Here is a 17,270-nt window from a genome sequence, read left to right on the forward strand (position 1 = left end):
CGCGACAGCGCTTGCCGGGAAGTCTGGGCGAGGGGGCGCGAAAAGGGAAGGCGCCGAGCTATGCGTTTGGCTGAGGTAGCGCCTTTCGCTTCATCCGCTTGATCGTGCCGGAAAAGGTGAGCAGCACCCGCGTCCCGGACGTCATCTTGCCGCGCAGGAAGATCAGCGAGCCGCCGGCGCGGGTGACCTCGCCGGTGCATTCGATCAGCTCACCCTCGCGTGCCGCGTCGAGGAATTCACAGGCAAAATTGGTCGTCACAGCCCGGCTGTCCAGGACATGGGTGGCGATCGCAAACAGGGAGTAATCGGCAAAGGCCATGTAGCAGCCGCCGTGGACGTTCCCGGAGCCGTTGAGGTGCTTTTTCTCGACCCGGAAGGCGCTGCGGACGTTGCCATCCGCCTCGATCCGGTGCCAGAAGGGGCCGACATGGGACTCAAAACTGTCGCGAATCCAGGTCCGCCAGCCCACAAATTCGCCCTCGGTGGCGACGTGGAGGTCAGGGCGGCGGGGTGGGGGCGCTTTGGTCAATTCGTGCAAGGAAATGGGCCTTCAATTGCGGGTCTTCAGCCCTTAAATCCGATCCGTCCGCGCCGTGCAATTCCTGTTCCCGCCGTCCCCGCCTGCAAAACGTGGGACAGCGGGAAAATGCGCCATAAAGGGCTTTTCGCGAGCCCTGGATGTTCCTAAGAACGGCCAAACCGCCGCCGAAAGCCTGGAATCCATGAAGAACGAACCCAAGATCACCCCCGAACTGGTTGCCGCCCATGGGCTCAAGCCCGACGAATATGAGCGCATCCTGAAGCTGATCGGGCGGGAGCCGACCTTCACCGAGCTCGGCATCTTCTCGGCGATGTGGAACGAGCACTGCTCGTACAAGTCGTCGCGCATCCATCTCAAGGGCCTGCCGACCAAGGCGCCCTGGGTGATCCAGGGCCCCGGCGAGAATGCCGGCGTGATCGACATCGGCGACGGCCAGGCGGTGGTCTTCAAGATGGAAAGCCACAACCACCCGAGCTACATCGAGCCCTACCAGGGCGCCACCACGGGAGTCGGCGGCATTTTGCGCGACGTCTTCACCATGGGCGCGCGTCCCATCGCCTGCCTCAATGCGCTCAGCTTCGGCGCGCCCGAACATGCCCGGACACGGCATCTGGTCTCCGGCGTCGTCGCCGGCGTCGGGGGGTACGGCAATTCCTTCGGCGTGCCGACGGTGGGCGGCCAGGTGCGCTTCCACACCCGCTATGACGGCAACATCCTCGTCAACGCGATGGCTGTCGGCCTCGCCGATGCCGACAAGATCTTCTATGCGGCGGCGTCCGGCGTGAACATGCCGATCGTCTATCTCGGCTCCAAGACGGGGCGCGACGGCATTCACGGCGCCTCGATGGCCTCGGCCGAGTTCGACGACAAGTCCGAGGAGAAGCGCCCGACCGTGCAGGTCGGCGATCCCTTCGCCGAGAAGCTGCTGTTGGAAGCCTGCCTCGAGATCATGGAGAAGGGCTGCGTCATCGCGATCCAGGACATGGGCGCGGCGGGCCTGACCTGCTCGGCGGTCGAGATGGGCGCCAAGGGCGACCTCGGCGTCGATCTCGATCTCGATGCGGTGCCGACCCGCGAGACCGGGATGAGCGCCTACGAGATGATGCTCTCGGAAAGCCAGGAGCGCATGCTCATGGTGCTCAAGCCCGAGAAGGAAAAGGAAGCCGAGGCGATCTTCAAGAAGTGGGGCCTGGACTTCGCCGTGGTCGGCTACACCACGCCGAGCAAGCGTTTCGTGGTCAAGCTTGGCGGCGACGTCATGGCCGACCTGCCGATCAAGGAGCTCGGCGACGAGGCGCCGCTCTACGACCGTCCGCATGTCCCTTCCGCCGCGTTGCCGGTCGTGCATGCGCGCGATGTGCCGGCGCCGATGGGCGTAGGTGGCGCGCTGGAGAAGCTGATCGGCACGCCGGACATGTGCAGCAAGCGCTGGGTCTGGGAGCAGTACGACCACGTCATTCTCGGCAACACCATGCAGCGTCCCGGCGGCGATGCCGCCGTGGTGCGCATCGAGGACGGGCCGAAGGGGCTGGCGCTGACCGTTGACGTCACGCCGCGCTATTGCGAGGCGGACCCGTTCGAAGGCGGCAAGCAGGCGGTGGCCGAAGCCTGGCGCAACATCACCGCGGTCGGCGGCAAGCCGCTCGCGATCACCGACAACCTCAACTTCGGCAATCCTGAAAGGCCCGAGATCATGGGCCAGTTCGTCGGCTGCCTGAAGGGCATCTCGGAAGCCTGCCGCACGCTCGACTTCCCGGTCGTCTCCGGCAACGTCTCGCTCTACAACGAGACCAACGGCCGCGCGATCCTCCCCACACCGTCCATCGGCGGCGTCGGCCTGCTCGACGATTTCACCAAATCCGCCTCGCTCGCCTTCAAGGCCGAGGGCGAAGCGATCCTCCTGGTCGGCGAGACCCATGGCTGGCTCGGCCAGTCCGTTTACCTGCGCGACATCTGCGGCCGCGAGGAGGGCGCGCCGCCGCCGGTCGATCTCGCCGCCGAGAAGCGCAATGGCGATTGCGTGCGCGGCATGATCCATGGCGGCACCGCGACCGCCGTGCACGACCTCTCCGACGGCGGCCTCCTGATCGCACTGGCCGAGATGGCGATGGCGGGCGGCATCGGGGCCAAGCTGCTGGCGGCGCCGACTTCACTGGTCTCGCAGGCCTATTGGTTCGGCGAGGACCAGGCGCGCTATCTCGTCACCGTGCCGGAAACCGAAGCCGGCCGCGTGCTGGCCAAGATGCGCGGCTGCGAAGTGCCCTGCGTGCGAATCGGCACCACCGGCGGCGATGCGATCGCGATCGCGGGCGAAGCGCCCGTGGCGATCGACAGCTTGCGCAAATCGTTCGAGCGCTGGCTGCCGGAATATATGGGCGGGAAGGCGGCCTGAGCTGCTGCCACGCACTCCGTCATTGCGATGAGCGAAGCGACGAAGCAATCCAGACTACCTCCGCCGGGGGACTTTGGATCGCTTCGCTGCGCTCGCAGTGACGCGTGGAGGGACCTCGTGCCTCACAACACGTGGGACGCCCCCGGAATCTTCCGCAATGCCGCCGTCAGGCCCCAGCTCAGGATCACCGTGAGCACGAGGCCGATCGTGGCCTTCACGATCGCAGGCCACGCATAGTCGAACAGCGCGTACTGGATCCACAGCGCGATCGGGTAGTGCACCAGGAAGATGCCATAGGCATCCGCCTGCATGCGGTCGAGCAGGGTCGGCCCCGGCGCCTTCGAATGCAGGAAGAAGGCGAGGATCGCGAGCAGGATCGAGGCCGAGAACAGCACGAAGAACGTGCCGTAGAACACGTGGTACCAGTGCGGCAGGTGATCGGGATTCCCGAGGATCTCGCGCTTGATGTAGATCATGCACCACATCAGGCAGTAGGGGATCAGCGTGACGATCACCCATAGCCAGCGCTGCTTCGGCAACTGACCGTCGGCGCTGAGGATGCCGCGATCGAAATTCGCCGAACCGACGCTGGCGCCGATGAAGAAGTAGCTGAAGTAGAGCAGGATCCGGCTCGCCTGCACCGAGAACGGTCCGAACTCGAACCATTTGTTGGTACCGAAATAGAGCAGCGCAGGCAGATAGACGATGACGCTTACGGCGACGAGCATCAGCCAGAACACGGCCGGCTGCTGAAATCCGAGCAACGAGACGCGGTTGCCGGGATCGACCAGATGCGCCGAGACCCGGTAGAGCAGGCTCGCGGTCAGGTCGAAGGCGAGCAGCACCCATACGAACCAGATCGGGCCGCTCGGCCATGGGCCCGACGTCACCGTCTTCCACCAGAACGCTGCGAAGGTCAGCTCGGGCTCGGCCCGTAGCGCGATGGCGTAATAGGCGAGCGGGATGATGGTGAAGGCCGCGATCGCGAACGGCAGCCCGAGCCGCAGCAGGCGGTCACGCAAAAAGACCGACGGCGCCTTGCGCGCGATGCCCGGCCAGGTGAACAGGCCCGACAGGAAGAAGAACATCGCCATGAAGAAGCTGTCGGTGGCGAGCACGATCATGTCGAAACCGGCAAAGGAGGCCGGATCGGTGTGACCGAAATGCGTGTAGGGGATCACTGCATGATGCAGCAGCACCACGAGGGTCAGGAAGGTGCGGGCACGATCGAGCGACAAATTGCGCGCTTTGGTTTTCGGCGCGGCGTGTGCCTCCGCGCCGATCGTCGCTGAATCCGCCATCGTCATCATGGTCCCCCGCGCGCCTGCCCCGGGCCGGACTGTGCCGCCGCGAGCCCGATTCAGCAAGGCTCGTTTGCGCCGTAGTTGAGGCCCCACTTGAGCCCCAACCTGGGTCCTGACACCCGTAGGAACCAGTTCCGAACAGCGAAGTTAGCGTCCGCCGAAGGGAAGGGCTGACGGCCGCGAGGAGCGGCACAATTCGGAGCTGGCAATGACGATCCTGAAATGGGCGTTGATCTTCCTACTTGTCTCGATCGTGGCCGGCGTGCTCGGCTTCAGCGGCATTTCGGCCGTCTCCGCCGATATCGCCCGCTTCCTGTTTTATGTCTTCGTCGTGATCTTCCTGGTGTTGCTGATACTTGGGCTCACGATCTTCAGGGCGTAGCCGGGCGGCTGCACCAGTCCTCAGTGGGCTGCGAACGGCATGACGCGGGCCATCAGCTCGGCCAAGAATTCATCAGGACGATCGAACGGAATGAAATGGTCGCCGCCGCGAATCCGAGCAAACTCCTTGTGCGGGGCGGTGACCTCCTTGAAATATTGCTCGGCGGGTTCGCTCGGCGTGACGCCATCCGCATCGCCCTCGATGAAGAACATCGGGATCGAAAATTCGAACCCGAGCGAGGCCATATCGCTCTGAAACATCGGCCCGTTCCGTCCCGTCAGGTACTTTGCTGAGAAGGCGGCGCCCCTCCGCCAATTGTACAGATCAAGCAGCGAGACATCCGGCATGAAGAGCGGCGGGATGGGACCGGCGAGCTGGAAGCCGTCGGCGAGCGGCAGACCCAGCACATTGCTCCATTTGTCCGCAATCAGGCGATTTTCCGGGGTGAGGACCGGTTGTGAAGCGATCGGCGCCAATTCGGCCAGGGCCTCCCTGTTGGTGGCCGCTGCCGCAAGCCGTTGCAAACGCGCGATCGTGAGTTCGAAGGCCTTCTCGAAGGTCGCCTTGCCGACCACCTGGCCTGTGCCGACATAGGCCGAGAACAGATCCGGACGTTGCTTCGCCATTCGAATTCCCAGGAATGAGCCCCAGGAATGCCCGACCAGGACGATCTTGTCCTTGTGCAAATGCGTGCGCAGGTACTCGGCCAGTTCGATGCCGTCTTGCGTCATCCGCTCCAGTGTCATCGTGGGGGCGAGCGCGTCTCCAGCTGCGCCAAAGGTGCGGCCGGTGCCGCGCTGGTCCCATTGGACAACGGTGAAATGCTCTTCCCAGGGGCGCCAGCCCGACGAGATCGGCAGGGTGGAGCCGCCGGGGCCGCCGTGGACGAACAGGAGAACCGGGTTATCCCGATCCTCACCGCGGATTTGAATCCATTGCTTGATGCCGCCGATCTCGATGAACTCTCCCTCCTGCACGCCGGCGGGAGAGCGGATCGCGAGAGTTTGGGCAGCAAGGTGCTGACGATAGGCACGAAAACCCAGCCCGGCAGCAGCGAGCACAACAAGGATGCCGGACAATCCCAGCAACGAGACCCCAATCAGTCTTGTGGCCCGGCGCGGCATCTCGTGCCTTGTGTCGACTGGAAGGAGGCGATCCAGGATCGCCCCGGCGTCACAGCGCCGCGAGCCTACCCCACTTCCTCGATCTTCACCTTGTCCGGATAGAAGGCGAGATGGCCGGAAATCTCGCTCATCGCGGGAAAGGGCGTCTCGTAGGTCCAGATCGCATTATCGAGCACCTTGCCGTCGGCCTTTACGCTGTAATAGCTCGCATCCCCCTTGTAGGGGCAGTGGGTGACGCGGTCGGTGCGCGCCAGCAAGGCCATGTTGGTGTCCTCCCGCGGCACATATTGCACCGCCGGATATTTGGCCTCCTTCAGCGTCAGCGCCTTGCCGGTCTCGGCGATCACGATGTCGCCGGCGGTCACACGGACGCGCCGGGGATTTTGGGTGATGGTGATGGGATGGTCGGGCCCTGGAAGCTTCATGATTTCACGCCTTTTCGATCAATCTGCCGCGCGCGGCACTTTGTCGTGCCTTTATCCTGATGGGATCATGGATATAGTGCCGGAAAGCGTGACGCAGAAGTCCGTTCACGCTAAGTTTGGCACTGCCGGCGAGGGGACCCCGGCAGCGATTCGAGACTAGAAGGAGCGAGACCCGAATGCCCATGGACGCCCACGATATCGAGGCGATGATCAAGGCGGCGATCCCCGATGCCGAGGTGACCATCCGTGACCTCGCCGGCGACGGCGATCACTATGCCGCGACCGTGATCTCGGAATCCTTCCGCGGCAAATCCCGCGTCCAGCAGCACCAGATCGTCTATCAGTCCCTGCGCGGCCAGATGGGCGGCGTGCTGCACGCGCTGGCGCTGCAAACCGGCGTGCCGGGCGCCTGACCTGATCGCGCGACGGGAGACGACGATGGCTGCGGACAATTCTCGCGGCGCGATGTTTCGCGTCATCGTGCCGAACCAGCACAGCCGCGTCACCAACGTCGAGCTGTTCTTCGACCTCGTCTTCGTCTTCGCCGTCACGCAGGTGTCGCATACGCTGCTGCACCATTTCACGCCGCTCGGCGCGGTGCACGTCACGGTGCTGTTTCTCGCGGTGTGGTGGGTGTGGGTCTACACCGCCTGGGTCACCAATTGGCTCAATCCGGAGCTGACCCCGGTCCGCGTCATGCTCTTCCTGATGATGCTGGGCGGGCTGGTGCTGTCGACGACGATTCCGACCGCTTTCGAGGGGCGGGGCCTGTGGTTTGCGATCGCCTACGCGGCGATGCAGCTCGGGCGCACCGCCTTCTGGCTGTTCGCAACGCCGCGGCATCGGACCGCGGTCCGCCACAACGCGATCCGCATTCTGAGCTGGCTCTCGATCTCCGCGGTGCTGTGGATCGCGGGCGGCCTGTCCGAAGGCGAGACGCGGCTATGGCTGTGGATTGCGGCGGTCACGTGGGAATACGTCTCGCCGGCGGCGCGCTTCTGGGTTCCCAAACTCGGCTTCTCGTCGGTCGAAGCCTGGGCCGTCGAGGGCGGCCACATGGCCGAGCGTTGCTCTCTCTTCGTCATCATCGCGCTCGGCGAAGCCGTCGTCGTCAACGGGGCGACCTTTGCCGAACTGGAGTGGACCGCGGACAACATCATGGCCTTCGTCTCCGCATTGGTCGGCGCCATCGCGATGTGGTGGGTCTATTTCCACAAGGGCGCCGAGGCCGGCTCGGAGCGGATCTCGAAGTCCGCCGAATCCGGCCGCCTCGCGCGGCTCGCCTATACCTATCTGCACACGCCGATCATCGCCGGCATCATCCTGACCGCGGTCTCGGACGAGCTGGTGCTGAAGCACCCGACCGGCCATTCCGATATGAGGACGGTTCTGAGCACGATCGGCGGGCCGCTGGTGTTTCTGATCGGCACCATCCTGTTCAAGCACGCGATCCGCGGCTTCCTCCAGCTCTCGCACGGCATCGGCATCATGCTGCTGCTGGTGCTGTGGTGGTTCGCAGCCGACCTCCCGCCGCTCTGGCTGTCGATCGCGTCGACGGTGATCATGATCGTCGTCGCGGTGTGGGAATCGGTGTCGCTGGGGGCGGACAGAGAAGACGCCAAGGAACATTGAACTGCGAGCGGCCTGAGCAAGCGCCTCGTCCTTCGAGACGACCGCTGCGCGGTCTCCTCAGGATGAGGCTATTTGGCGTCGGCGCTTGTTGAAACTGCCTGCCACGCACTCCGTCCTCATCCTGAGGAGCCCGCCTAAGCGGGCGTCTCGAAGGATGCGCTGCGGGGAAAGCGCTCTCGCGGATAACCGCCGGAGCGTTTACTCCGCCACCTCCAGCGCATGCACCGAGAACATCTTCGCCGCATCCGTCCAGCTCTCGCGCACCCGCCAGCCGGCGCCCTGTGCCAGCGCAGCAAAACGCTCGATGCTGTATTTGTAGCTGTTCTCGGTGTGGATGCTCTCGCCGGGGCGGAACGAGAAGCTGGTGCCGAGCAGGCGCACGGTCTGGCTCTTCCTGCTGATCAGATGCATCTCGATGCGGTGCCGCTCGCGATTGTAGATCGCGCGGTGGGTGAAGGCGGAGAGGTCGAAATTGCCGCCAAGCTCGCGGTTGATCCGCACCAGAACATTGAGGTTGAAGCGCGCGGTGATGCCGGCGGCATCGTTATAGGCATCATGCAACACCCGCTCATCCTTTTCGAGGTCGGCGCCGATGATCATCTGCGCGCCCCGGCCCAGGATCTGGCGTGCGCTCTTCAGGAAAGCCTGGGCTTCATGCGGCTCGAAATTGCCGATGGTCGAGCCGGGGAAGAAGCCGACCTTGGGCATCGACGCGACCGCCCTCGGCAACTCGAACGGCGTGGTGAAGTCGGCAGCCACCGGATAGATGCCGAGCGAGGGGAAATCGCGCTTCAGGCCGTTCGCCTGCGCCTTGAGGAAGTCACCGGAGATGTCGACGGGGACATAGGCCGCAAACCTGCAATGGTTGAGCAGCAGGCGGACCTTCGTCGTCGCGCCGGCGCCGAACTCGACCAGCGCGGCATGCTCGGGAATGATCTTTGCGATCTCGCTGCCACGGTCCTTCAGGATCGAGAGCTCGGTCCGCGTCGGATAGTATTCCGGCAGGCGCGTGATTGCCTCGAACAGCTCCGATCCGGTCGCGTCGTAGAAATATTTCGGCGACAGTGTTTTGGGCTGCTGCGAGAGGTCCTTGATCGCCTCGCGGGCGAAGGCGGTGGTCTGCTCGTCGGGAAGATGGGCTTCGGCCAAAGCGCTGGCGTGCACATTCATGATACTCTCCTGAACGCGCTGTCCGGCGCGCATTTGTCGTCGGATGAGAACTAGTCGTAATCGGCGAGCCGCAGTCCCGTGAACTGCCAGCGGTGGTGCGGATAAAAGAAGTTGCGATAGGTGATACGGCTGTGGCCTTCCGGAGTTGCAAGCGAAGAGCCCCGCAGCACCAGCTGGTTGACCATGAACTTGCCGTTGTACTCGCCGAGCGCGCCTTCGACGGCGCGGTAGCCGGGATAGGGTGCGTACGAGCTGCGGGTCCACTGCCAGACGATGCCGAAGGCATCGTTGAGCTGGCCGGCGCGGGCCGCGACCTCCCACTCCATCTCGGTCGGCAGATGCTTGCCGGCCCAGCGCGCGAAGGCGTCGGCCTCGTAGTAGCTGATATGACAGACCGACGCGGTGGGATCGACCGGCTTCACACCGGCCAGCGTCATCACGTGCCACTGGCCATCGATCTCGCGCCAGTGACCCGGGGCCTGCCAGTCTTCCTGGCTGGCCGCGGCAAAGCCGTCCATCAGCCACAGCGTTGCGGTCCGGTATCCGCCGTCCCGCATGAAGGCCAGCCACTCGGCATTGGTGACGAGATTGCGCGCGACCCGGACCGGGCCGACCAGGGCGCGATGCGCCGGCTTCTCATTGTCGAAATGAAAGCTGTCGTCGACATGGCCGACGGTGTGGATGCCCTCGTTCAGCGTCAGCCAGTCATCGCCGGCGCGCGTCGCGGCCGGAAAGCGCCAGTCCGGGTCGTAGGCCGGATAGACCGGGTTCTGCGCGAAGGCGTGCAGGATGTCGGTGAATATTAATTCCTGGTGTTGCTGCTCGTGGTTGAGCCCGACCTCGACCAGCGCTGCGATCGCGCGAAGCTTGTCTTCCCCGGCCTCGCGGAAGAATTTGACGACGGCCGCATCGACATAGTTGCGATAGACGCCGACCTCGTTTGCGCTGGGACGGGTGATATCACCGCGATGATTGCGCGCGTGACGCGGGCCGGCGCTGACGTAATAGGAATTGAACAGGAATGCGAAATCGGGGTGGAACGGCCGGTAGCCGGCCGCGTGCTCGCCGAGCAAAAATTGCTCCCAGAACCAGGTGGTATGGCCCCGGTGCCATTTCGTCGGGCTCGCATCGGGCATGGACTGGATCTGCTGGTCCTCCGGCGACAGCGGCGCAGCCCGGCGTTCGGTCTCGTTGCGGACGGCGAGAAAAGCATCTTCCAGCCGCTGGGCGAGGTTACCGGCGGAGGACAGTGACGAAAGCGAGGTGGCGGCCGTAGCGGAGGCTTGTTTCGTCACGTTTTTCTCCAGACAGGACAAGAGAACGTTGTTGGCGTTGCCCGGTTCCAAAACCTGGGTTCGTCCTAGATAGGGGCTCCGTTACGGTATGAAAGTCCTCCCCGGCGATGATATTGATGTCATCAGCCTATGGATCCGGTTGGGGGGCAAACCGGCCAGCGGGGCGTGTCGCCGCCATTTTACTTTGGATGCACAACGGTTTGGGCTACATATATAGGCAGGTATCGGGTTAGATCGGCGGAGCCAGCCCGAATTGATTGGTGAGGGCTCCGCCCCAGAAGGACACGGAAATGAGCATCGAGGAATTCATCGCCAACGAAGTGAAGTCGAACGACGTGGTTCTGTTCATGAAGGGCACGCCGCAATTTCCGCAGTGCGGTTTCTCCGGCCAGGTCGTCCAGATCCTCGACCATATCGGCGTCGGCTATAAGGGCCTCAACGTTCTCGAATCCGCCGAACTGCGCAACGGCATCAAGACCTTCTCCAACTGGCCGACCATCCCGCAGCTCTATGTGAAGGGCGAGTTCGTCGGCGGCTGCGACATCGTCCGCGAGATGTTCCAGGCCGGTGAATTGCAGCAGCTTTTCACCGAAAAGGGCGTCGTCGTCGCGGCCTGATAGGTGACCCAGCTGACGCGCCGGATCGGCGGCGCCGAGCTCGAGGTCATTGTCGCAGACATCACCACACTGAGCGTTGACGCCATCGTCAACGCGGCCAACACGTCGCTCCTTGGTGGGGGCGGCGTGGATGGTGCGATCCATCGGGCCGCAGGGCCCGATCTGGTCGCCGAATGCCGCATGCTCCACGGCTGCAAGACGGGTGATGCCAAGATCACCAAAGGCTACCGGCTCAAGGCTGCCCATGTGATCCACACCGTCGGACCGGTCTGGAATGGCGGCACGCTCGGAGAGGACGATCTGCTCGCGTCCTGTTATCGCCGCTCGATGGAGCTGTGCGGGAAGCACAAGCTGACCTCGGTGGCATTCCCCGCGATTTCGACCGGCATTTTCCGCTTCCCCGCCGGCCGGGCGGCCGATATCGCCGTTCGTACCACAATCGAAGGGCTCGCCGTGGCGCCGTCCGTGGCCCGCGTGGTGTTCTGCTGCTTCGCCGAGCCGAGCGCCAAGCTCCATGCCGAGGCACTTGCGCGACACGCCGGCCCTTGTGCCTGATGACGCGGTCGGTACACTCCGCCGGACCATGTTCCGGGGAGGGGATATGATTTCACAGTCTGGACTGCGTGCGCTGGTCTGCGGCGCGCTGGTGTCGCTCGGTGCGATGTCGCTGGCGCGAGCGGAGGGCACCTACGAGATTCCGGCCGGTGCGCATTTCAATCAGGACAAGCTCGGCAAGATCAGCGAATTCTTCAAGAACGAGGTTGCGACCGGCAAGATCGCCGGCGCGACCGTGCTGATCCGGCAGCATGGCAAGCCGGTCTATCACGAAGCCTTCGGCGTGCAGGACGTGGTCAGCAAGGCGCCGATCACGGACAAGACCATCTTCCGCCTGTTCTCGATGTCCAAGGCAATCACTTCGGTGGTCGCGATGCAATTGGTCGAGGACGGCAAGATCAAGTTGGATGATCCCGTCTCGAAGTACATTCCGTCCTTCGCCAACGTGAAGGTCGGCGTCGAGAAGAAGGCGGAGGACGGCACCAAGTCGCTCGAGCTGGTGCCGCCGAACCGGTCGATGACGGTGCACGATTTGATGACGCACACCTCCGGCATCACCTACGGCTTCTATGGCGACAGCCTGGTCCGCAAGGCCTATCGCGATGCCAACATCTACGCGGGCGATTTCGACCTCGCCGAGTTCGCCGAGCGTATTGCCAAGCTGCCACTGCACAACCAGCCGGGCGCGCTCTGGCAATACGGCCATTCCACCGACGTGCTGGCACGCGTGATGGAGATCGCGGCCGGCAAGCCGCTGATCGACATCATGCGGGAGAAGCTGCTCGATCCGCTCGGCATGGTCGACACCGGCTTCTTCGTCACCGCTCCCGAGAAGCAGAAGCTTCTGGCGCAGCCGGTGCCGAACGACAGCGACTTCCGCGTTGGCCGGATCAACGATCCGACCGTGGTCAAGAAGATGCAGTTCGCCAGCGGTGGCATGGTGACGACCATGGCCGATTATGAGCGCTTCGCGCAGATGCTGCTCAACGGCGGCAGCCTCGACGGCAAGACCATTCTCAAGCCCGAGACGTTCAAGCTGATGACGACCGATCAGCTCGGCCCCAAATCAGGCGTCGACCGCGACTATTTCTATTTCCCCGGCGACGGTTTCGGCTTCGGCCTCGGGCTCGCGGTGCGCACCGATCCCGGCAACGCCAAGCCGCCGCCGCCCGGCAATCTCGGCGAGTTGAAATGGGACGGCGCCTCCGGCTGCTATTTCGTGATCGATCCCAAGCAGGACATGTTTTTCGTGCTGCTGGAGCAGACCCCGACCGAGCGCCAGCGCGTGCAGCGGACATTGAAGCAGCTGGTCTATGAAGCCATGGAGAAGTGACATGTTCGGGCGCCGCGCGCTGATCGCGGCGCTCGCCTTTCTGTTCGGTGTCGTGAGTGCGCAGGCGAGCTCCGAGCGCGCCGCGCGCAACCTCTCGCCCGAGGGCCTGGCAAAGGTTTCCGACTACATCCGGAACGAGATCGCCACCGGCAAGATTCCCGGCGCCATTCTGCTGCTCCAGCAGCATGGGAAGCCGGTCTATTACGAGAATTTCGGCGTTCGCGATGTCGCGACCGAGAGTTCGATGAGCGCGGACACGATCTTCCGTCTCTATTCGATGTCGAAGCCGATCACATCAGTCATGGCGATGATGCTGGTCGAGGAGGGCAAGCTCGCGCTCGACGATCCGGTCTCGAAATACATTCCTGCTTTCGCCGGCATGAAGGTCGGCGTGGAGAAGAAGGCCGAGGATAGCAAGGTCGCTCTGGCGCTGGAGCCGCTGGAGCGTCCCGTCACGATCAAGGACCTCTTGCGCCACACCTCGGGGCTGCCTTACGGCTATCATGACGGCGGCGCAGTGCGCGAGCTCTATGCCGAAGCCAATCTCTTCAACAGTAATCTCAGCAATGCCGACTTCGCCGCGAAAATCGCCACGCTGCCGCTGGTCGAGCAGCCGGGCACGGTGTGGGACTACGGCTTCTCCACCGACGTGCTCGGCCGCGTCGTCGAGGTGATCTCAGGAAAGACGCTGCTCCAGTTCGAGAGGGAACGGCTGCTCGATCCGCTCGGCATGACCGAGACGGCGTTCTTCGTCGCCGATCCCGCTAAATTTCCGCGCATTGCCGAGCCGATGCCGGAGGATCGCAACATCAATCCGACGACGCAGGTTCGCGATATCAGGCGGCCGGTGAAGTGGGAATCGGGCGGCGGGGGGATGGTCGGCACAGTCGGCGACTACGCCCGCTTCGCGCAGATGCTGCTGAATGGCGGCAGCTATGAAGGCCGGCGCTATCTCAAGCCCGAGACCATCGTGCTGATGGCGTCGGATCACATCGGGCCGGAAACGAAGATCGCGCGCGATCAGAACTATTATCCGGGCGGCAGCTCCGGCTTCGGCCTCGGCTTTGCGGTGCGCACTTCGGTGCCGCCGGGGACGTCATGGCCGCTTGGCGAATATCGGTGGGACGGCGTCGGCGGCACCTTCTTCTTCATCGATCCCGAAGACGATCTGTTCGGGATCTTCATGGTGCAGACCCCGTCGCAACGCGGCCGGATCCAGCTGGCGTTGAAGACGCTGATCTATCAGGCGATGGGGCGGTGATCACGCCCCGCGCACGATCTCTCTGACGTACCCGATCGTCTCCTCGATCTGGGCCGCATTGACGTCGAGATGGGTGCAGGCGCGGATGCGGCCGTCCATCATCGCAAGCGTCACGCCGCGCTGCCGCAGCGCTGCAACCATCTTGTCGCCGGCAATGCCGGCGCCGTCGGGCTTGAAAAACACGAGATTGGTCTCGGGCTCCTGCACCTCGACGCCGGGGATCTGCGACAGCCCGCGGGCGAGCGCGCGCGCATTGGCGTGGTCGTCGGCGAGGCGGTCGACGTGATGGTCGAGCGCGTAGATGCAGGCGGCGGCGCAGATGCCGGCCTGCCGCATCGATCCGCCGAGGCGCTGCTTCCATTGCCAGACCGCATCGATGAAGGCGCGCGAGCCCGCGAGCACCCCACCGATCGGCGCACCCAGACCTTTGGAGAAGTCGATCCAGGCCGAGTCCCAGCCGGCGGTCATGTCGCGCGGAGAGATGCCGCTGGCGACGGTGGCGTTGAGCAGGCGCGCACCGTCCATGTGGGTGACGAGCCCGTGCTGCTTGGCGATCGCGACGATCTCGTCGAGCACGGCCTTCTTCCAGATCGTGCCGCCGCCGATATTGGCGGTCTGCTCGACGCTGACGACGGTCTGCGGCGGCTGGTAGCGCGTGCGGGGATGCAGGGCTTTCCGGAACGTCTCCGGCGTGAACTGGCCGTTGGGGCCCTTCAACTGGGTGACCTGGAAGCCGCCGATCGCGGCATGTGCGCCGCCTTCGCGGGCGATGATGTGCGCGGTCTCATGCGCCAAAATCTCGTCGCCGGGACGGCAATGCACCAGCGTCGCGGTCACGTTGCACATCGTGCCCGAGGGCATATAGACCGCGGCTTCCTTGCCCATCAGCGCGGCGACGCGCTCGCACAGCGCATTCACAGTCGGATCGTCACCGACCTGCTCGTCGCCGACCTCTGCCCGCGCCATGGCGTCGCGCATCGCGGCCGTCGGCTTCGTCTGCGTGTCCGAGAGCAGATTGATGCGCACCGGCGGCGCCTTGGGATCGATGGGGGGAGGGGTGTAGAGCATGCGACGCCTCCTGCAGGCATGACGGCCACTGAAGTGTGGCTCTTAAGCAAAAAGGCCCCGGCGAACCGGGGCCTTCGATATTCAGATCTTAGCGCGAATAGAATTCGACGACCAGATGCGGCTCCATCTGCACCGGGAACGGCACGTCGGAGAGGCCGGGGATGCGCACGTACTTCGCGGTCATCTTGCCGTGGTCGACTTCGAGATAGTCGGGAGTGTCGCGCTCGGGGAGCTGGCTGGCTTCGAGCACATGGGCGAGCTGCTTGGAGGCTTCCTTGACCTCGATCACGTCGCCGACCTTGAGCTGATAGCTCGAGATGTTGACCTTGCGGCCGTTCACCTTGATGTGGCCGTGGTTGATGAACTGACGCGCGGCGAAGATCGTCGAGACGAACTTGGCACGGTACACGACCGCGTCGAGACGACGCTCCAGCAGGCCGATCAGGTTCTCGCCGGTGTCACCCTTGAGGCGGCTCGCCTCGACATAGATGCCGTGGAACTGACGCTCGGAGATGTTGGCGTAGTAGCCCTTCAGCTTCTGCTTGGCGCGCAGCTGCACGCCGAAGTCCGAGAGCTTGCCCTTGCGGCGCTGGCCATGCTGGCCGGGGCCGTATTCGCGGCGATTCACGGGGCTCTTCGGGCGGCCCCAGATGTTCTGGCCCATACGGCGATCGAGTTTGTACTTCGCCTCACTGCGCTTAGTCATCGCGTCCTCTTCAGGTACATGGTTTGAGGAAACGCGCCCTCCTGTGTGACGGGTTAGCCCGGCACTGACAGGTCCGATCCCCAAAGCTTCAAGGGAGAGGACCACGGGTCGCGAAACGCTTCGCGGGCCGAAATCGGCCCGCGAGCAGGCGGCTTTTAGGGGAGTTTGGGCCGTTCTGTCAATGCGAATGGGCCCGGAATCATGTCCCGACCACTCTTATCGGCTTCGCGCCGGCCGCCCGCAATTCGGCAGCGATTTCAGTGTTCAGGACTTGTTCCAGCCGGGTCAGGACCCGGGCGATCGGGGCCGCATCGGTAACCCGGTGGTCCCAGCGGATCACGACATGAATGGTCTGGTCGGGCTCAACCAGGCCGTAGCTGACGATGAAGGGGCCCGGTGTGATCGGGTGGAGCTCGCCGCCGCCATAGGCGGCCACCGAGCTCACCGCAAAGCTGCCGAACCAGTTGCCGCGCTGGCGGCCGAAATTGAGGCCGATCGCCCAGGACAGCCGCCGCAGCGGTAGCGGCAGCCGGGTTGCCCGCATGATCTTCCGGAACATCGGGACGTCGTCGATCGGCGCCGTCTTGCCGCGCCGGATCTCGGCATCGACCGCCGCCAGCGCCATGGCCTCGGGGGCCGCGATTCGCTGCGGCATCACGCATTCCTCGCCATCCTCGACCCGGGCGATCGCCACCGACGCCACGCTGTTCGGCAATTCGTAGAACGTCGGCCACGGCCATTTGGCGTAGACAGTGCGCAGGATCGGCTCGTCCCTGGCGACCAGGGCGAACGCCTTGACGAAGGTCGCAGCCCAGCCCGCTGGCGCGGCAGCTGCGGCGCGTGCCTCGAGCAAGGGGCGGATATTGAGTGAACGGGAAAGCGAAACGAACGGCACGTCCATCGACGCGCGCATGAGGTCGCAAATCAAGCGGCGCGGCAGCGAAATGGGCTTTGGCGTCCCCCGCATCGGTCTTCGGTTCCCATAGATGAAAAAATGTGCAGCGAGCGGGCTCCCGCTCGCCGTTCCTTTAGCACGAACCAACCCGCCAGGGGTTGAACGGTTCGACCAGTCAGGGAGCCGGCGAAGCCAGCGGCTTGGTCTTGTCGACGACGTAAACTCCCAGCACTTTCATGGCCTTATCGCCATGAGCCTTGGCGTCGTGCACGACGCCTGCCGGGATCTGGTAGGAATCACCGGCTTTCAGGGTTTTCTCCGGCTGACCGTCGATCAGGAGGTTCAGCTCGCCTTCGAGCACGTAGCCGGTCTCGATTCCCGGATGGGTATGGCGTCCGGCCGAGCCTCCCGCCGGGACTTCCGCGATGGCGGTGATGGTATTGTAGCCGTCCGGAAATTCGACCTTCTGGAGCGGGGTGCGCTTGATGCCGGGCTGCTGGGCGAAGGCCGCGAAGGCAAGGCCGGTAAAGGTCAGAGCGAGCAAAGTCTTCTTAAGCATGGTTTTTCCTC

Annotated in this window: 18 protein-coding genes; 8 read left to right on the forward strand and 10 right to left on the reverse strand. The window is 64.1% G+C overall.

What is annotated here, in order from left to right; translation table 11 throughout:
- Positions 1–58 precede the first annotated feature (58 nt).
- Entirely contained in the window at positions 59–538 is a 480-nt protein-coding gene (locus GDN70_RS14910; protein WP_038971650.1) for a PaaI family thioesterase, read from the reverse strand.
- A gap of 184 nt (positions 539–722) precedes the next feature.
- On the opposite strand from GDN70_RS14910, the gene purL reads away from it, so the two are divergent.
- Positions 723–2,933: a phosphoribosylformylglycinamidine synthase subunit PurL gene (gene purL / locus GDN70_RS14915; RefSeq protein ID WP_038971651.1), complete on the forward strand. Its 2,211-nt coding sequence runs from the start codon at positions 723–725 to the stop codon at positions 2,931–2,933.
- A gap of 122 nt (positions 2,934–3,055) precedes the next feature.
- Here purL and GDN70_RS14920 read toward each other — a convergent pair whose 3' ends face one another.
- A complete protein-coding gene (locus GDN70_RS14920; RefSeq protein ID WP_028142851.1) occupies positions 3,056–4,243 on the reverse strand; it encodes an acyltransferase in 1,188 nt (395 codons plus the stop codon).
- Positions 4,244–4,445: 202 nt separating this feature from the next.
- Between GDN70_RS14920 and GDN70_RS14925 the strand changes: the two genes are divergently transcribed.
- On the forward strand, positions 4,446–4,619 hold the full coding sequence (locus GDN70_RS14925; protein ID WP_028142852.1) for a DUF1328 domain-containing protein: 174 nt from the start codon (positions 4,446–4,448) through the stop codon (positions 4,617–4,619).
- Between the two features lie 20 nt (positions 4,620–4,639).
- On the opposite strand, the gene GDN70_RS14930 is transcribed toward GDN70_RS14925, so the two are convergent.
- Entirely contained in the window at positions 4,640–5,707 is a 1,068-nt protein-coding gene (locus tag GDN70_RS14930; protein WP_240536395.1) for an alpha/beta fold hydrolase, read from the reverse strand.
- Between the two features lie 101 nt (positions 5,708–5,808).
- Entirely contained in the window at positions 5,809–6,168 is a 360-nt protein-coding gene (locus GDN70_RS14935; RefSeq protein ID WP_028142854.1) for a DUF427 domain-containing protein, read from the reverse strand.
- 176 nt (positions 6,169–6,344) lie between these two features.
- Between GDN70_RS14935 and GDN70_RS14940 the strand changes: the two genes are divergently transcribed.
- Together GDN70_RS14940 and GDN70_RS14945 are read left to right on the forward strand one after the other, a co-directional pair.
- The gene (locus tag GDN70_RS14940; protein WP_018316584.1) at positions 6,345–6,581 is read left to right on the forward strand and encodes a BolA family protein; all 237 of its coding nucleotides are present in this window, start codon (positions 6,345–6,347) and stop codon (positions 6,579–6,581) included.
- 25 nt (positions 6,582–6,606) lie between these two features.
- Positions 6,607–7,800, forward strand: a complete 1,194-nt coding sequence (locus GDN70_RS14945) for a low temperature requirement protein A (RefSeq protein ID WP_038948050.1) — start codon at positions 6,607–6,609, stop codon at positions 7,798–7,800.
- A gap of 198 nt (positions 7,801–7,998) precedes the next feature.
- On the opposite strand, the gene egtD is transcribed toward GDN70_RS14945, so the two are convergent.
- Together egtD and egtB are read right to left on the reverse strand one after the other, a co-directional pair.
- Positions 7,999–8,970 carry an L-histidine N(alpha)-methyltransferase gene (gene egtD / locus GDN70_RS14950; RefSeq protein ID WP_028142856.1) on the reverse strand — a complete coding sequence of 324 codons (972 nt, stop codon included), beginning with the start codon at positions 8,968–8,970 and terminating at the stop codon, positions 7,999–8,001.
- A gap of 50 nt (positions 8,971–9,020) precedes the next feature.
- Complete coding sequence (egtB, locus tag GDN70_RS14955) at positions 9,021–10,316, reverse strand: ergothioneine biosynthesis protein EgtB (protein ID WP_173015816.1); 1,296 nt, start codon at positions 10,314–10,316, stop codon at positions 9,021–9,023.
- 239 nt (positions 10,317–10,555) lie between these two features.
- Between egtB and grxD the strand changes: the two genes are divergently transcribed.
- Genes grxD through GDN70_RS14975 form a run of 4 tightly spaced genes read left to right on the forward strand, consistent with a single transcriptional unit; the run spans position 10,556 to position 14,031 of the window.
- Complete coding sequence (gene grxD, locus GDN70_RS14960; protein ID WP_018316580.1) at positions 10,556–10,882, forward strand: Grx4 family monothiol glutaredoxin; 327 nt, start codon at positions 10,556–10,558, stop codon at positions 10,880–10,882.
- 3 nt (positions 10,883–10,885) lie between these two features.
- Positions 10,886–11,437 carry an O-acetyl-ADP-ribose deacetylase gene (locus GDN70_RS14965; RefSeq protein ID WP_038948047.1) on the forward strand — a complete coding sequence of 184 codons (552 nt, stop codon included), beginning with the start codon at positions 10,886–10,888 and terminating at the stop codon, positions 11,435–11,437.
- A 46-nt stretch (positions 11,438–11,483) separates the two neighbouring features.
- The gene (locus GDN70_RS14970) at positions 11,484–12,770 is read left to right on the forward strand and encodes a serine hydrolase (protein WP_038948046.1); all 1,287 of its coding nucleotides are present in this window, start codon (positions 11,484–11,486) and stop codon (positions 12,768–12,770) included.
- Between the two features lies 1 nt (position 12,771).
- Positions 12,772–14,031, forward strand: coding sequence for a serine hydrolase (locus tag GDN70_RS14975; protein ID WP_038948045.1), 1,260 nt, complete (start codon positions 12,772–12,774; stop codon positions 14,029–14,031).
- Here the strand turns inward: GDN70_RS14975 and GDN70_RS14980 are convergent, their stop codons facing one another.
- From GDN70_RS14980 to GDN70_RS14995, 4 genes are all read right to left on the reverse strand, one after another.
- Positions 14,032–15,099, reverse strand: coding sequence for a low specificity L-threonine aldolase (locus GDN70_RS14980; protein ID WP_152102727.1), 1,068 nt, complete (start codon positions 15,097–15,099; stop codon positions 14,032–14,034).
- Between the two features lie 88 nt (positions 15,100–15,187).
- The gene (rpsD, locus tag GDN70_RS14985; RefSeq protein WP_018316575.1) at positions 15,188–15,805 is read right to left on the reverse strand and encodes a 30S ribosomal protein S4; all 618 of its coding nucleotides are present in this window, start codon (positions 15,803–15,805) and stop codon (positions 15,188–15,190) included.
- A gap of 199 nt (positions 15,806–16,004) precedes the next feature.
- Positions 16,005–16,772 (reverse strand): acyltransferase, encoded by a 768-nt coding sequence (locus GDN70_RS14990; protein WP_028142862.1) that lies wholly within the window; start codon positions 16,770–16,772, stop codon positions 16,005–16,007.
- Positions 16,773–16,875: 103 nt separating this feature from the next.
- Positions 16,876–17,259: a cupin domain-containing protein gene (locus tag GDN70_RS14995; RefSeq protein WP_028142863.1), complete on the reverse strand. Its 384-nt coding sequence runs from the start codon at positions 17,257–17,259 to the stop codon at positions 16,876–16,878.
- Positions 17,260–17,270 lie beyond the last annotated feature (11 nt).

This window comes from Bradyrhizobium sp. TM102 (genome assembly GCF_009176685.1).
Taxonomy (GTDB): Bacteria; Pseudomonadota; Alphaproteobacteria; order Rhizobiales; family Xanthobacteraceae; genus Bradyrhizobium; species Bradyrhizobium ottawaense.

Excerpts from the sequence above, each read along its gene's own strand:
- GDN70_RS14920 (WP_028142851.1), bottom strand. The coding sequence starts at position 4,243 with ATGATGACGATGGCGGATTCAGCGACGATCGGCGCGGAGGCACACGCC.
- GDN70_RS14980 (WP_152102727.1), bottom strand. The coding sequence starts at position 15,099 with ATGCTCTACACCCCTCCCCCCATCGATCCCAAGGCGCCGCCGGTGCGC.
- GDN70_RS14925 (WP_028142852.1), top strand. The coding sequence starts at position 4,446 with ATGACGATCCTGAAATGGGCGTTGATCTTCCTACTTGTCTCGATCGTG.
- egtD (WP_028142856.1), bottom strand. The coding sequence starts at position 8,970 with ATGAATGTGCACGCCAGCGCTTTGGCCGAAGCCCATCTTCCCGACGAG.
- GDN70_RS14995 (WP_028142863.1), bottom strand. The coding sequence starts at position 17,259 with ATGCTTAAGAAGACTTTGCTCGCTCTGACCTTTACCGGCCTTGCCTTC.
- GDN70_RS14935 (WP_028142854.1), bottom strand. The coding sequence starts at position 6,168 with ATGAAGCTTCCAGGGCCCGACCATCCCATCACCATCACCCAAAATCCC.
- grxD (WP_018316580.1), top strand. The coding sequence starts at position 10,556 with ATGAGCATCGAGGAATTCATCGCCAACGAAGTGAAGTCGAACGACGTG.
- rpsD (WP_018316575.1), bottom strand. The coding sequence starts at position 15,805 with ATGACTAAGCGCAGTGAGGCGAAGTACAAACTCGATCGCCGTATGGGC.
- GDN70_RS14970 (WP_038948046.1), top strand. The coding sequence starts at position 11,484 with ATGATTTCACAGTCTGGACTGCGTGCGCTGGTCTGCGGCGCGCTGGTG.
- purL (WP_038971651.1), top strand. The coding sequence starts at position 723 with ATGAAGAACGAACCCAAGATCACCCCCGAACTGGTTGCCGCCCATGGG.
- GDN70_RS14940 (WP_018316584.1), top strand. The coding sequence starts at position 6,345 with ATGCCCATGGACGCCCACGATATCGAGGCGATGATCAAGGCGGCGATC.
- GDN70_RS14945 (WP_038948050.1), top strand. The coding sequence starts at position 6,607 with ATGGCTGCGGACAATTCTCGCGGCGCGATGTTTCGCGTCATCGTGCCG.
- GDN70_RS14975 (WP_038948045.1), top strand. The coding sequence starts at position 12,772 with ATGTTCGGGCGCCGCGCGCTGATCGCGGCGCTCGCCTTTCTGTTCGGT.
- GDN70_RS14990 (WP_028142862.1), bottom strand. The coding sequence starts at position 16,772 with ATGCGGGGGACGCCAAAGCCCATTTCGCTGCCGCGCCGCTTGATTTGC.